General features: G+C 33.0%; 12 protein-coding genes and 2 pseudogenes. 12 read left to right on the top strand and 2 right to left on the bottom strand.

Going from position 1 to position 14,612, the window contains the following annotated elements; genetic code table 11:
* Positions 1 to 49: 49 nt before the first annotated feature.
* Complete coding sequence (locus AC0L5U_RS16785; protein ID WP_473417603.1) at positions 50 to 1,027, bottom strand: pyruvate dehydrogenase complex E1 component subunit beta; 978 nt, start codon at positions 1,025 to 1,027, stop codon at positions 50 to 52.
* Positions 1,028 to 1,184: 157 nt separating this feature from the next.
* On the opposite strand from AC0L5U_RS16785, the pseudogene AC0L5U_RS16780 reads away from it, so the two are divergent.
* The 6 genes and pseudogenes from AC0L5U_RS16780 to AC0L5U_RS16755 all read left to right on the top strand — a co-directional run bounded on the left by AC0L5U_RS16780 (position 1,185) and on the right by AC0L5U_RS16755 (position 7,041).
* Positions 1,185 to 1,930 (top strand): annotated as a pseudogene (locus tag AC0L5U_RS16780) (electron transfer flavoprotein subunit beta/FixA family protein).
* An 11-nt stretch (positions 1,931 to 1,941) separates the two neighbouring features.
* Positions 1,942 to 2,901, top strand: coding sequence for an electron transfer flavoprotein subunit alpha/FixB family protein (locus tag AC0L5U_RS16775; protein WP_473417602.1), 960 nt, complete (start codon positions 1,942 to 1,944; stop codon positions 2,899 to 2,901).
* A gap of 118 nt (positions 2,902 to 3,019) precedes the next feature.
* Positions 3,020 to 3,640: a bifunctional nuclease family protein gene (locus AC0L5U_RS16770; RefSeq protein WP_473417601.1), complete on the top strand. Its 621-nt coding sequence runs from the start codon at positions 3,020 to 3,022 to the stop codon at positions 3,638 to 3,640.
* 14 nt (positions 3,641 to 3,654) lie between these two features.
* Positions 3,655 to 5,187: a NupC/NupG family nucleoside CNT transporter gene (locus AC0L5U_RS16765; RefSeq protein ID WP_473417600.1), complete on the top strand. Its 1,533-nt coding sequence runs from the start codon at positions 3,655 to 3,657 to the stop codon at positions 5,185 to 5,187.
* Positions 5,188 to 5,379: 192 nt separating this feature from the next.
* Positions 5,380 to 6,204, top strand: coding sequence for a thymidylate synthase (locus tag AC0L5U_RS16760; protein WP_473417599.1), 825 nt, complete (start codon positions 5,380 to 5,382; stop codon positions 6,202 to 6,204).
* A gap of 9 nt (positions 6,205 to 6,213) precedes the next feature.
* Complete coding sequence (locus AC0L5U_RS16755; protein WP_473417598.1) at positions 6,214 to 7,041, top strand: hypothetical protein; 828 nt, start codon at positions 6,214 to 6,216, stop codon at positions 7,039 to 7,041.
* Positions 7,042 to 7,249: 208 nt separating this feature from the next.
* Here the strand turns inward: AC0L5U_RS16755 and AC0L5U_RS16750 are convergent, their stop codons facing one another.
* A complete protein-coding gene (locus AC0L5U_RS16750) occupies positions 7,250 to 7,546 on the bottom strand; it encodes an isoamylase early set domain-containing protein (RefSeq protein ID WP_473417597.1) in 297 nt (98 codons plus the stop codon).
* Between the two features lie 316 nt (positions 7,547 to 7,862).
* On the opposite strand from AC0L5U_RS16750, the pseudogene AC0L5U_RS16745 reads away from it, so the two are divergent.
* From AC0L5U_RS16745 to AC0L5U_RS16720, 6 genes and pseudogenes are all read left to right on the top strand, one after another.
* A pseudogene (locus AC0L5U_RS16745) lies at positions 7,863 to 8,788 on the top strand (dihydrofolate reductase).
* A gap of 45 nt (positions 8,789 to 8,833) precedes the next feature.
* Positions 8,834 to 9,814 carry a sialate O-acetylesterase gene (locus AC0L5U_RS16740; protein WP_473417596.1) on the top strand — a complete coding sequence of 327 codons (981 nt, stop codon included), beginning with the start codon at positions 8,834 to 8,836 and terminating at the stop codon, positions 9,812 to 9,814.
* 1 nt (position 9,815) lies between these two features.
* A complete protein-coding gene (locus tag AC0L5U_RS16735; RefSeq protein ID WP_473417595.1) occupies positions 9,816 to 10,286 on the top strand; it encodes a hypothetical protein in 471 nt (156 codons plus the stop codon).
* 208 nt (positions 10,287 to 10,494) lie between these two features.
* The gene (locus tag AC0L5U_RS16730; RefSeq protein ID WP_473417594.1) at positions 10,495 to 12,048 is read left to right on the top strand and encodes an NAD(P)/FAD-dependent oxidoreductase; all 1,554 of its coding nucleotides are present in this window, start codon (positions 10,495 to 10,497) and stop codon (positions 12,046 to 12,048) included.
* Between the two features lie 182 nt (positions 12,049 to 12,230).
* On the top strand, positions 12,231 to 13,223 hold the full coding sequence (locus AC0L5U_RS16725) for a helix-turn-helix domain-containing protein (protein WP_473417593.1): 993 nt from the start codon (positions 12,231 to 12,233) through the stop codon (positions 13,221 to 13,223).
* Between the two features lie 137 nt (positions 13,224 to 13,360).
* Positions 13,361 to 14,572, top strand: a complete 1,212-nt coding sequence (locus AC0L5U_RS16720) for a serine hydrolase domain-containing protein (protein WP_473417592.1) — start codon at positions 13,361 to 13,363, stop codon at positions 14,570 to 14,572.
* The last annotated feature ends 40 nt before the right edge of the window (positions 14,573 to 14,612 follow it).

The raw sequence follows: 14,612 nt of genomic DNA, 5'->3' as shown, positions 1-14,612 counted from the left end.
TCATCAACAATCGTGCTAATGAAGTTTATATAACGTAAATCGTTTTATTTTATTTGTACAAAACCTTTTTAACAGCTTTAATAACATCCTCATGGTTTGGCAACCATTCTGCTAATAAAACTGGAGAATAAGGAGCAGGAGTATCGGCAGTATTTAATTTTACAACTGGAGCATCTAAATAATCAAATGCTTCACTTTGCACTAAATATGTAATTTCAGTAGCTACATTTCCAAAAGGCCAGGCTTCTTCTAAAACCACTAAACGGTTTGTTTTCTTTACCGATTCTAAAATCGCTTTTCTATCTAAAGGACGCACAGTACGTAAATCGATGATTTCACAAGAAATACCTTCTTTTTCTAATTCGTCAGCAGCTTTGTAGGCTTCTTTTATTATTTTTCCAAAGGAAACAATAGTAACATCGTCACCTTTTCGTTTAATTTCGGCAACACCAATTGGTAAAATATACTCACCTTCTGGCACTTCACCTTTATCACCATACATTTGCTCACTTTCCATAAAAATTACTGGATCGTCATCACGAATAGCTGCTTTTAAAAGCCCTTTGGCGTCATAAGGATTTGAGGGCACAACAACTTTTAAACCAGGTGTGTTTGCAAACCAGTTTTCAAAAGCTTGTGAATGTGTTGCCCCTAATTGTCCTGCTGAAGCAGTTGGACCACGAAAAACAATAGGACATTTAAATTGCCCACCAGACATTTGTCTGATTTTTGCAGCATTGTTTATAATTTGATCAATCCCAACTAAAGAGAAGTTAAAGGTCATATACTCAACAATAGGTCTGTTTCCTGTCATGGTAGATCCAATAGCTATACCTGCAAAACCAAGTTCTGCAATTGGTGTATCTATAACACGTTTTTCTCCAAACTCGTCTAACATTCCTTTGGATGCTTTGTATGCACCATTGTACTCTGCCACTTCCTCACCCATTAAATATACGCTTTCATCTCTACGCATTTCCTCGCTCATTGCTTCACAAATCGCTTCTCTAAATTGAATTGTCTTCATTAAATTGCTTTTAATTCGAATTGCAAAAATAACAATAAATGGCTTACCTATTTAAAAGAATCTTTTAAAAATTTACTATGCATGCATAGTATTTTTCAAATAAAATAACTAACTTCGTACCGATTAAAAAAAGTAAGACATTTTAATATTAAGTATTATGAAAATATTGGTTTGTATAAGTCATGTTCCAGACACAACATCAAAGATAAATTTTACAGATGGTGACACAAAATTTGACACCAATGGCGTACAATTTGTGATTAATCCTAATGACGAATTTGGATTAACACGCGCTATGTGGTTTAAAGAAAAACAAGGTGCCAACGTAACTGTAGTTAATGTTGGAGGTGCCGAAACAGAACCTACATTACGCAAAGCATTAGCCATAGGTGCCGATGCTGCAATTCGAGTTAATACGGCAGCTAATGATGGATTTTCAGTCGCAAAACAATTAGCCAAGATTGCTGAAGATGGAGGTTATGATTTGGTAATTGCTGGACGAGAATCTATTGATTATAATGGAGGTATGGTTCCTGGCATGCTAGCTGGTTTAACTAATGCTAATTTTGTAAACAATTGTATTGGACTTGAGGTTGATGGCACATCTGCAACTGCAACTAGAGAAATTGATGGAGGTAAAGAAACCGTTTCAACATCTTTACCTTTAGTTATTGGCGGACAAAAAGGATTGGTTGAGGAAAGTGATTTACGCATCCCAAACATGCGCGGTATTATGATGGCTCGAAAAAACCTCTAACCGTTACAGAACCTGTTGATGCAAATGCTGAGACAACATCGGTTAGATTTGAAAAACCCGCTGCAAAAGGTGCTGTGAAATTGGTGTCTCCAGATAATTTAGACGAGTTAGTTGATTTACTTCATAACGAAGCAAAAGTAATTTAAGAATAAGTATTATGTCAGTTTTAGTTTATACAGAATCAGAACAAAATAAATTTAAGAAAACTGCTTTTGAAGTGGCTTCTTATGCAAAAGCTGTAGCAGACCAGTTAGGAACTACAGTAACTGCGGTTTCAATTAATGCAGATGATGTCTCTGAATTGGGGAATTATGGTGTTGATAAAGTTTTAAAAATATCAAATGGACAATTAGACAACTTTAATGCTAATGCTTACGCATCAGTTATAAAACAAGCAACAGAAGCAGAAAATGCGCAAGTAGTTATAGTTAGCTCTAGTGCAGATAGTAAATATTTAGCACCTCTTTTAGCTGTTGGTTTAAATGCTGGTTTTGCTTCAAATGTTGTAGAAGCACCTTCAAACACTAGTCCGTTTACGGTAAAAAGAACTGCGTTTACAAATAAAGCATTTGAAATTACAGAAATCAATTCTGATGTAAAAATCATAGGAGTTTCAAACAACTCTTTTGGTTTAGTTGAGAATAGTGGTAACGCTTCCGAAGAAGATTATTCGCCATCAATTCCAGAATTAGGAGTTACAGTTAAATCTGTAGACAAAGCAACAGATAAAGTATCTATTGCTGATGCCGAAATAGTAGTATCTGCCGGCCGTGGTTTAAAAGGCCCTGAAAACTGGGGTATGATAGAAGAATTAGCTGATGTTTTAGGCGCTGCAACTGCTTGTTCAAAACCAGTATCTGATTTAGGATGGCGCCCTCATGGAGAACACGTAGGGCAAACAGGAAAACCTGTAGCATCTAATTTATATATAGCTATTGGGATTTCTGGGGCAATTCAGCATTTAGCAGGAATTAATGCTTCAAAAGTAAAAGTAGTTATCAATACTGATGCTGAAGCACCTTTCTTCAAAGCAGCAGATTATGGTGTAGTTGGCGATGCTTTTGAAGTTGTACCACAACTTATTGAAAAACTAAAAGCTTTTAAAGCGCAACAGTAAAAAAATTTATAACTTGTAACTCCGAAGAACTGTTTCAATTTGGCGAATTATTTGTAAATCTGCCTTTCGCAGTTGGTAAATTCCAAATTTAAACAGTTCTTTGCGTTTTAATAGATTTATGAGTTTAGTCAGATTAAACATAAAAGGTATATCGTATAGCCAAACCCAAAACGGCGCTTACGCTTTAATTTTAAACGAGGTTGATGGCGACCGCAAACTCCCTATTGTTATTGGAGCTTTTGAAGCGCAATCTATTGCCATTGCTTTAGAGAAAGAAATTCGTCCTCCAAGGCCTTTAACCCACGATTTATTTAAAAATTTTGCTGACCGATTTGATGTTGTAGTAAAACAAGTCATCATTCATAAATTAGTTGATGGGGTATTCTATTCAAGTTTAATTTGCGAACGAGATAAAATTGAAGAAATAATTGATGCCAGAACAAGTGATGCAATCGCATTAGCACTACGTTTTGACGCACCTATATTTACCTATAAAAACATTTTAGATAAAGCTGGAATTTACCTAAAAGTAGATTCTAAAAAAGATGAAGAAGATGAAGCAGCTCAAGACAGTATTTTAGTAGATGATATTCTTGCAGGCGAATTGGAACCTGCAGTATCTAGCGAAGATTTTTCATCTAAATCTCTTGAAGATTTACATAAGTTATTAGAAGAAGCTGTAACCAACGAAGACTACGAAAAAGCAGCACATATACGCGACGAAATATCTAAACGATAAATCCTCTTCAAAATATGAAACAGTTAATTTGGTTTATCTTTTTCATATTATTTATAATTAGTTTATCTTCATTTTCTCAAAATAGTCAAGGCATTCCGACAGATCTTGAACAAAAAATTCTAAATGGAATTAATTCAGAAGAAGCACAAAAAGTTCTTACAAATGATAGCTTACATATTATTGAAAAGAAATTTGAGAACATTTTAATTAATACTGCAAAAAAAACAATAATTCCCAATCAAGGTTTTTCTCTTAATAGTCTTTGGCGTGGCGTTTTAGGGATGTTTTCATTGTTATTTATTGCATTTCTTTTTAGTAGTAACAAAAAAGCTATTAACTGGAAAACAGTATGTATTGGTATCACATCCCAGTTGGTACTAGCAATTTTAATCTTAAAAATCCCTTTTGTTAAAGCCATTTTTAAATATTTAGGAAAAGGTTTTAATAAAATTTTGACTTTCACGGAAGCCGGAACAGAATTCTTATTTAGCTCTTTCATATCTGGTACAATAGAAAGCCCAATGATTAATTTTGCAGTTTCAATATTGCCTACTATTATTTTCTTTTCAGCATTAACATCGGTGTTGTTTTATTTAGGCATTATTCAAAAAATTGTTAAAAGTTTGGCTTGGCTACTCACAAAAATTCTTGGTATTTCAGGAGCAGAAGGCTTAAGTGTAGCAGGAAATATTTTTTTAGGCCAAACAGAAGCGCCTTTAATGATTAAAGCTTATTTAGAAAAAATGAACAAGTCTGAAATACTTTTGGTAATGGTTGGTGGTATGGCAACCGTTGCTGGTGGAGTTTTAGCTGTATATATTAAATTTTTAGGAGGAGAGGATATTGTTTTAAGAGAGTTTTTTGCAAGTCATCTTTTAGCCGCATCAGTTATGGCTGCCCCAGGAGCTATTGTAATTTCTAAAATACTATATCCTCAATCAGAACCTATTAATACAGATGTTAGGGTTAATAATGAAAAAATAGGTTCTAATATTCTTGATGCTATAGCAAATGGTACAACCGAAGGCTTAAAATTAGCAGTTAATGTTGCAGCAATGCTTTTAGTATTTATTGCTTTTATAGCAATGATAAACTATGGATTGCTTAAATTAGGATCTATTGGAGGCATTAACGAATGGGTTGCCAGTAAAAGCCCGTATGACAATCTATCTTTGGAAGCAGTATTAGGAACTATTTTCGCCCCCCTAATGTGGTTAATAGGTGTTGCAAAAGAAGATACAATGATGATGGGGCAACTCATTGGCATTAAATTAGCAGCTAGTGAATTTGTTGGTTATATTCAACTTGTAGAACTTAAAAACATATCAAATCCACTCCATTTAAACTATCAAAAATCAGTTGTTATGGCAACCTATATGCTATGTGGTTTTGCAAATTTTGCTTCAATTGGTATTCAAATTGGAGGTATTGGTTCTTTGGCTCCCGGGCAACGTAAAACATTGTCTAAATTTGGAATTAAAGCTTTGATTGGCGGAACGATTGCTTCACTAATTTCTGCTACTATTGCTGGAATGATTATCGGCTAGAGCGAAGTCGACACATACCGATTGTTAGTTTTATAATTAGTATCCTCGTTAATAACTTTTTAATATTTATAAAGGTTAAAAACTACTAATTAACTCCTTTTTCTTTAAATTCGTTTCCGCAATGAAACGAACATCATTGTCACCCAATAACTATTTAATTTTTAAATTTTTGCTTTCGCAGAAATATTGCTTATGAAACAATATCACGACCTAGTAAAACACGTTTTAGAAAACGGAAATGAAAAAGGAGATCGTACAGGTACAGGCACAAAAAGTGTTTTTGGACACCAAATGCGATTTGACTTGAGCGAAGGGTTTCCGATGGTTACTACTAAAAAATTACACTTAAAATCTATTGTTTATGAATTATTGTGGTTTTTAAAAGGCGATACAAATACTAAATATTTAACCGAAAACGGTGTGCGTATTTGGAATGAATGGGCTGACGAAAATGGCGATTTAGGTCCTGTTTATGGTCATCAATGGCGCAACTGGAATGATGATGAAATTGACCAAATAAAAGAGGTTATACACGCCTTAAAAAACAACCCGAATAGCCGTAGAATGTTAGTTTCTGCTTGGAACCCCTCTGTTCTACCAGATACATCAAAGAGTTTTAGTGAAAATGTTGCTAACGGTAAAGCGGCACTTCCGCCTTGTCATGCATTTTTTCAGTTTTATGTAGCTAATGGTCAATTATCTTGTCAGCTTTACCAACGTAGTGCAGATATCTTTTTAGGTGTCCCTTTTAATATTGCATCCTATGCTTTATTTACTATGATGATGGCGCAAGTTTGTGGTTACCAAGCCGGAGAGTTTATACACACATTTGGTGATGCTCATATTTACAGTAATCATTATGAGCAATTAGAATTGCAATTATCAAGAGATATTCGTCCGTTGCCAAAAATGATTCTAAACCCCAAAATTAAAGATATTTTTGATTTTGATTTTGAGGATTTTACTTTGGTTGATTATAATCCGCATCCTCATATTAAGGGAACTGTTGCTGTTTAAAATATTAAGATGAGAATAATTATATTGTTTTTATTTATTGTTTCATCGCATACTATTTCTGCACAATTAAATAATTCGATAAAATATAATAGAGATTTTGTAGTATTTGATGGTTGTGATAATAGCGAAAATTTAGAAAAATGCTTTGAGAAAAGCTTTCAAGATTTTATAGTTAAAACAATTAGAAAAGATGACATCAAAGAACTAATTTTTTCATCAAAAACCGATACAATATCTATTTCAACAATTCTGTATTTAAATAAAAAAGGAAAACTTGTTAAAAGCAAATCCCTAATTTCTCCGACCAACACCAATACTATCGATTTAAGTTATATCATTAGAAGCCTTTCACCTTTAAAACCTCAACTAGATATTTATAATAAACCTATTGAATTTCAAACAAACAATATTTTCGGATTTAAGTTAAATAGAAAAACTGAACAATTAACCCCTATCTACGATTATGAACCAACAGAAGTACCTTACAATACCATAGAAAGAGTACCAATTTATGATGGATGTGAAGAACAACTCTCTAATGAAGAACTAAAACAATGTATAAGCAGTAAAATATCAAAGTTATTTTCAGAAAATTTTAATTTAAACGTTATCTACAATTCAAATATACCAAAAGGTTTAGTTCGCATTTACCTTCAATTTAAAGTTAATAAAAAAGGAGAGATTAAGAATATAAATACTAATATGTCTCAACATAAAGTAAAGAAAGAAGTCATAAGAATTATAAAATTAATTCCACCTTTTAGTAAACCAGGTTTACATAAAAACAAACCTGTAATAGTCCCTTTTTCACTTCCAGTTATATTCAAAATTGAATAAAAACCTAAGTAGATAAATATATCACATAATGTAAATGCTTTTTTTAAAATTCGCCCTCGTTAGGAATTGAACGACAAGTTTAAAACCCTCGACGGAGGATAGTTTGAGTAATGAAAGTTCTGTCCTCAGGGTAACACCAAAAAATATCAAATTTAAAGGCATAAAAAAAGCACCCCAAACGAGGTGCTTTTAATTTTATTCCTTAGAATTATAGGTTTATAACACCGTTTTCTGCACCTGCAAAATCGTTCCAAGCATAAGCATCGGCAGCATCGTCGTTAATGTAAACACCGTCAACAATATACTTAAACTCATAAGAAGATCCAGATTCTAAATCTACAGTTCCTTTAAAAATTCCGTTTTTTAATTTTTTAAGTGGTGCTTTTTTAGCATTCCATTTATTGAAAGATCCAACAACAGATACTTTTTTAGCGTCTTCAGCAGGTAGAGAAAATGTTACTTTACAAACTGGTTTACTTTTTAAAAATTGTTTTTTAATAGCCATAATTATATAATTTAATTTTTTACTTTAAGGTTTATTAACGGTACAAATTTAAAAACAAATTATAACCCGTAACTATTTAAGCCTCTTTACTTTTGAAAAATTATTAATTTGACAATTTGCCTTCCACAAAAAAATAAAGTAGGCAAAAAATTGGCAGAATATTTGTATTATTATCAAGATAGAAATTACGTTTTTAACTGATTATCAGCTTGTTTTGAAACGCAAACGTTTTCGCCAAAGGCTTAAACTTAAGTATTTTAATATTGTACTTAATTTTATTAAAAAGGATTAACTTTACACTTGTTATAATATTAGTATGTTCGGAAAAAAGAAACCCACACTTCAGATAGATAAAACCCAATTAGAGCTTATTGAAAATGCTCAAAAACGTATTAAACAAAAAAGCGTTTATACGTTCATTTTGTATTGTTTTTAATAGGTTGCATATTGCTTATTGCTGCCAATACTGTACTTGGAATTGGTAAGGATTTTAAAATTACTGGGATAGATTGGTTTGTTTTTGCCATTTTTATCTGGCTTTTTATATTTTTATACCATTTGTTTAATGTATTTGTTACACATAGATTTATGGGAAAAGCTTGGGAAAAGGAGCAACTAGAAAAATTGGTTTCACAACAACAAGCACGTATCGATAAACTAAAAGAAGGATTTAAAAAAGAGGAAGTTATAAAAGCTAAAAGCGAACTTTTTAATGAGTCTAATAGTAAAATTGAAGCCTCTAACCCTAAAACTTCAGAGCTTACAATTATTGTAGCTGCTGCCGAAAATGATGCCATTGGAAGAGGCAATAAATTAATTTGGCACTTGGGTGATGACTTAAAACGTTTTAAGGCATTGACTAGCGGACACCATATTATTATGGGACGAAAAACTTTTGAAAGTTTCCCTAAACCATTACCTAATCGAACCCACGTTGTTATTACACGTCAAAAAAATTACAAAGCTCCTGCTGGGGTTATTATAGTGCATTCGTTAGAAGATGCTATTGATGCATCTAAAAACGACAAGCAGCCGTTTATTATTGGTGGCGGTCAAATTTACAGTCAGGCCTTAGGAATTGCTGATAAAATAGAATTAACTCGTGTGCATGAAGATTTTGAAGCCGATGCTTTTTTTCCTAAGATAGATACTTCTATTTGGAAGGAAACCAGTAATGTATTTCATAAAAAAGATGCAGGGCACGATCATGAGTTTTCTTTTATTACTTATGAACGAAAATAATAAGTATTGAGAATAACAATTTAACCTTTTAATATCCAAGATGAAATGAAAAAGATATTTAGAATTAGTTTTTTAATACTATTTAATTTCATCTTGATACAATCGGGTTATGCCGAAGTTAAGCTTCCTGCAATTGTATCTTCAAATATGGTGTTGCAACGTAACACGACAATTACACTTTGGGGTTGGGCAGATGCAGATGAAAAAATTACCCTAAATGCGTCTTGGCTGAATGAATCGTTAAGCCTGAAAGCTGACCAACAAGGTAACTGGAACATTGATATTAAAACCACAAACAGCAAAGCGCCCCAAACCATTAAAATAGTTAGTACAGATTCCAATATCACTCTTAATAACGTTTTATTTGGTGAAGTATGGTTGTGTTCAGGGCAATCTAATATGGAACAGCCAGTAAAAGGATATAGAGGTCAGCCAACTTTTGGTGGGCCTTTAGCCATATTAAATGCAAACAACCCTAATTTGCGTTTATTTACGGCACACAAAGCAGGCTCTAAAACACCCTTAAAAGATTTGAAAAAACACACCCCATGGCAACAATCTACTCCAGAAAGCGTTGCAAATTTTAGTGCTGTTGCCTATTTTTTTGGACAGAAACTACAAGAAGTTTTAGATGTTCCTGTGGGTATGATTCACACCTCTTGGGGAGGCAGTAAAGTTGAAGCTTGGATAAGTAACGATATACTCAGTAACCATCAAAACATTAATCTCGCAGATGTTAACATTTCAAAAAGGACACAGCATATCCCAACTGTTTTATTTAATGCCATGATTAACCCTTTAGTAAATTATAAAATTAAAGGCGCATTGTGGTATCAAGGTGAGTCCAACAAAGACAACCCAAAAAACTACGAAAAACTATTTCCTGCTATGGTGAAAGACTGGAGAACACGATGGAACATAGGCGAGTTCCCATTTTATTACGTGCAAATTGCACCTTTTATTTATGCAGGAAATGATAAATTTCAAACCGAAAAAATTCGGCATTTATTCGTGAATCCCAGTTGAAGTGTTTAGATCTAATCCCAAATTCTGGTATTGCTATTACCATGGATATTGGGGACGATCATTGCATCCATCCGCCTCAAAAAAAGAAGTTGCCAATAGGTTATTATTCAACGCCCTCAATCAAACTTACAGTTACAAAAGTATAGCATATGCAACTCCAATTTTTAATGCACAGGAATTAAAAGATAACGGATTGATTTTAAAATTTAAAAATGCAGAAAACGGTTTATTTGCTTATGATGCCTTAGAAGGTTTTGAAATAGCTGGAAAGGATAAAGTCTTCTACCCTGCGGAAGCTAAAATTATAGACAGGAAAAATGTGTTTGTAAAAAGCGACAAAGTTCATGACCCTGTTGCTGTACGCTATGCTTGGAAAAACTGGATAAAAGGCACATTATTTAGTGCAAGTTTATTACCAGCTTCATCCTTTAGAACTGATAATTGGGAGAATGCTACTCGGGTTAAAAACTGATGTATAACATATCCAGAATACAAAACCATATTATGAAAATAGTGTGGTTTCTTTGTTTAGCAAAAACTTGACTTTGTCAGAAAAATTATCGAACTTCGTTTAACGAATGATAAAAAACATTAAAACGATTTTTTATCAGAGAATTATTAAACGAAACTCTCCAAAAAACTCTTCCACCCACTACCACAATTTTCATTAATTTCGCCACATGGTTAAAGAAATACAGCTTCGTATTACGCTAAAGGAAGAAGAAATTAGTAATATTCTAATTCTAAAATCCGCTATTAAGCTGGATATTGATAAAGAAGATATTACAGGTATAAAAGTATTACGAAAGTCTATTGATGCCAGAAAACCAAAAATAATTCTAAATTATAAAGTTGCTGTATATATTCGTGAAGCATTACCGAAAAACTCTGAATATGTATTTGATTATAAAGATGTTTCAAAAGCAAAACCCATACATATTATTGGTTTCGGTCCTGCTGGTATGTACGCCGCTTTACGCTGTATAGAATTGGGATTTAAACCTATTGTTTTAGAACGTGGTAAAAATGTAAAAGAGCGTCGCAGAGATTTAAAAGCCATCAATCAAGATCATTTTGTAAACGAAGATTCTAATTATTGTTTTGGCGAAGGTGGTGCTGGTACCTACAGCGATGGTAAACTCTACACCCGAAGTTTAAAACGTGGTGATGTTCGCAGAATTTTTGAAAACCTCGTATTTCATGGTGCAACTGATCAAATTCTTGTAGATGCACACCCACATATTGGCACCAATAAACTCCCAAAAGTAGTTCAAAATATCAGGGAAACCATTTTAAAATATGGTGGCGACATTCATTTTGAAACTCGTGTTACCGATTTTGTGATTAAAAACAATAAAATACAAGCCATTACATTACAAAACGGCGAAGCACTAGAAGCTAGTCGCGTTATTTTGGCAACAGGCCATTCCGCAAGAGATATATTTTATTTATTACACAAAAAGAAGATTGCGCTTAAAGCAAAATCGTTTGCTATGGGCGTTCGTGTGGAGCATCCACAACATATTATTGACTCTATTCAGTACCATTGTAGTGGCGAGCGTCATCCATTATTGCCTGCTGCTTCTTATGGTTTGGTACAACAAGTTAATGAGCGTGGTGTCTATTCATTTTGTATGTGCCCTGGCGGTTTTATTGTACCTGCGGCTACTGCCAACGGCGAAGTTGTGGTAAATGGGATGTCACCCTCAAAACGGAATAATTTATATGCAAATTCTGGTATTGTAGTCGAAATTAATGCAGAAAAAGATTTGCGTAAATTCGAGCAGTTTGGAGTTTTAAAAGGCTTGGAATATCAAAAGAATTTAGAAAAATTGGCATTTACAGCTGGTGGACGCAGTCAGACCGCTCCTGCACAACGGTTGACCGATTTTGTGGAAGGTAGATTATCAGACACTTTAAATTCCACATCCTACCAACCAGGGTTAAAATCATCCCCCTTGCATTCACTTTTACCTAAACTTATTGGCGGACGTTTAAGAAAAGGTTTTGAGGCCTTCGGACAAAAAATGAAAGGCTATTATACTGAAGAAGCTAATATTGTCGGGGTGGAATCTAGAACGTCATCACCTGTAAATATCCCTAGAAAAGAAAACCTTGAACATCCAGAAATTGAAGGTTTATTCCCTTGTGGCGAAGGTGGTGGTTATGCTGGAGGAATTGTTTCGGCGGCTATGGATGGGGAACGTTGTGCTGAGGCGGCAGCTAAAAGCTAAATTATTTTTGTAGCTTGACAGCTAAAAACCAACTAATTTTTAAACTCCTAATAGTCCCTTTGCAGATAAACAACTTAAATATTTTTAATTTAATAATGCTTCTTGGGAGTTTGCAAGGATTCTTAATTTGTATATTATTTATTTTCAAAAAGTATTACGGGAGAACTTCCAATCTGTTTTTTATGCTTATAGTTTTAGTGATTTCTCTCCAAAATCTATCGAACGGACTTATTGATTTAAACTTAAACTATATTGAGTATTACCCATTAAGTTGGACACTTTTATTGCCTTTAGCATTGTTTTTATTTATTAAACACCTATTAAACGATACCTATAAATGGACTAGAGTTACTTATGCATTAGCGATTCCTTTTATTTTTCAAATAATATTTAAGCTTATTGTTCTTATTTTTTATCTATTTAACCTTGAGCTATTACAAAAACACCTTGAAACATATAAACTAATAACGCAGTCTTTAGAAGTGATAGCCGTTGTTTTGTTTGTTGGAGTTCTTATTTCTTCTATTAAAAATTTGAATATTTACGAGACAAGAGTTTATAACAATTACTCTTTCATAGAGGATAAATCCTTAAAATGGTTACGCAATACTTTATACGCTGTTTCTGTAATTTGGTTATTTTGGGCCGTTTTTTTCATATTAAAAATTTATGAAAAAGACGTAAACACCTCACTTATGTATCCTTGCTGGATTGCTATGTCATTAATAACATATTGGCTTGCGTATTCCATATATATCCGTCAGTCATTATTTGTTCCTATTACAGATATTAAACAGGATAATAATGAATTAAAAACACCGCATCTCTCTCAAAAAACAGACGAGCATTACACTACATTATTAAATTTGATGAAGGAAGAAGAATTATTTAAAATTCCAGATTTAAATATGGATATGCTTTCTAAAAAGTTAGAATTAAGCAATGGGTATATTTCAAAAATAATTAATAATAAAGAAGGGAAAAACTTTTTCGAATTTATCAATAGTTATAGAGTTAAAGATGTGAAAATTAAATTGAAGGATCCTAAATTTGATCACTATAGTATTTTTGGGATTGCTTTAGATTCTGGATTTAATTCAAAATCTACTTTTAATTCGGTGTTTAAAAAATTAACAGGGAAAACGCCATCTGCTTATAAAAAAGAAGCCAAATAGTTGGTACCGAATACGGTTATCTAAAAAAAGCATCTATTCGCACCTATTATTTCTAGTCTTAAAACCTCACATTGCATCTACTAGGACTTTTAATCCCTTACTTCAATATAGATTTGCTCAAAACAAAATCTATACTGATGAAAACAAAAGCAATTAAATTAAAATTCTTACTAGTTATTGTTACTGCCCTTCTTTTAATAAACTGTAGCACCATTAAAAGAGTTCATTTTGTACTTAATCTTTTTGATGAAGATAAAATAGTTGAAAACTTTAGATCCATTCACAAAACATTCCCTGCAAGTAAGCTTAATAAAGCTAAAAATACATTTAAATATAAAAAAGGAAACGAGTTAAAGCTTCCAAAAAAATTCAATCATAATGAAGAACAAGTAAGCACAAAGTTCTTTTTGGAAGGCTCAAAAACAACCGGATTTTTAGTAATTCAAAATGACAGTATTGTATTCGAAAACTATTATTTAGGAAATACAGAATCTACACAAAACATATCATGGTCTGTGGCAAAATCATTTGTTTCAGCACTATTTGGAATTGCAATAGAAGAAGGTTATATAAAAAGTATTCAGCAAACAGTAGACGAGTATGTCCCAGAATTAAAAGGTTCTGGATACGAAGGCGTGTTAATTAAAGATGTACTACAAATGTCTAGTGGTGTTAAATTCGATGAAGATTACAGTAAATTTAGTAGTGATATTAATCGTTGGGGGCGCGCTTTTGCTTTAGGAAAATCGCAAGATAAATTTGCCGCAAAAATGGCAAGAGAACGAGAACCTGGGACTTACAATAAATATGTTAGTATTGATACACATGTGTTGTCTATGGTTATCAAAAAAGCTACTGGAAAAACCCTAACAGATTATATGCAAGAAAAATTATGGGAGCCTTTAGGCATGGAACATGATGCGTTTTGGGGATTAGATAATCATAAAACAGAAGTAGCCTTGTGTGGTTTAAATGCAACCTTGAGAGATTATGCAAAATTAGGGTCATTGTATGCAAATAATGGACTTTGGAGGGGAAAGCAAATAATCTCAAAAAAATGGATAGAAAAATCTACAACAGCTTATGAAACACATTTATTACCTGGAAAACGAAAAGAATCAGCTCATGAGTTAGGATATGGCTACCAATGGTGGTTACCCGAGGGAGACCAAGGAGAATTTATGGCACAAGGCGTCTATAATCAAACCATATACGTTAACCCAACAACAAAAACAGTTATAGTAAAACTATCTGCAAATGATAAATTTAACGACAATTCTTATTTACCTTCACAATGGCAGGCTACCTTGTCGTTTTATAGAACTATTGTTAAATCATTAAATGGATAGCATTGTTTTACAGCAAAATTCAAAATCCTAATTTAAAGAT

Source organism: Jejuia sp. G7-7, assembly GCF_055808955.1.
The sequence above is the reverse complement of the archived record's forward strand: the minus strand, read 5'-3'. Positions and strand labels throughout refer to the sequence as shown.

What these genes read in the sequence shown, in the direction of transcription:
- AC0L5U_RS16730 (WP_473417594.1), top strand. Translation starts at nt 10,495, where the DNA reads ATGGTTAAAGAAATACAGCTTCGTATTACGCTAAAGGAAGAAGAAATT.
- AC0L5U_RS16755 (WP_473417598.1), top strand. Translation starts at nt 6,214, where the DNA reads ATGAGAATAATTATATTGTTTTTATTTATTGTTTCATCGCATACTATT.
- AC0L5U_RS16765 (WP_473417600.1), top strand. Translation starts at nt 3,655, where the DNA reads ATGAAACAGTTAATTTGGTTTATCTTTTTCATATTATTTATAATTAGT.
- AC0L5U_RS16775 (WP_473417602.1), top strand. Translation starts at nt 1,942, where the DNA reads ATGTCAGTTTTAGTTTATACAGAATCAGAACAAAATAAATTTAAGAAA.
- AC0L5U_RS16770 (WP_473417601.1), top strand. Translation starts at nt 3,020, where the DNA reads ATGAGTTTAGTCAGATTAAACATAAAAGGTATATCGTATAGCCAAACC.
- AC0L5U_RS16750 (WP_473417597.1), bottom strand. Translation starts at nt 7,546, where the DNA reads ATGGCTATTAAAAAACAATTTTTAAAAAGTAAACCAGTTTGTAAAGTA.
- AC0L5U_RS16760 (WP_473417599.1), top strand. Translation starts at nt 5,380, where the DNA reads ATGAAACAATATCACGACCTAGTAAAACACGTTTTAGAAAACGGAAAT.
- AC0L5U_RS16720 (WP_473417592.1), top strand. Translation starts at nt 13,361, where the DNA reads ATGAAAACAAAAGCAATTAAATTAAAATTCTTACTAGTTATTGTTACT.
- AC0L5U_RS16785 (WP_473417603.1), bottom strand. Translation starts at nt 1,027, where the DNA reads ATGAAGACAATTCAATTTAGAGAAGCGATTTGTGAAGCAATGAGCGAG.
- AC0L5U_RS16740 (WP_473417596.1), top strand. Translation starts at nt 8,834, where the DNA reads ATGAAAAAGATATTTAGAATTAGTTTTTTAATACTATTTAATTTCATC.
- AC0L5U_RS16725 (WP_473417593.1), top strand. Translation starts at nt 12,231, where the DNA reads ATGCTTATAGTTTTAGTGATTTCTCTCCAAAATCTATCGAACGGACTT.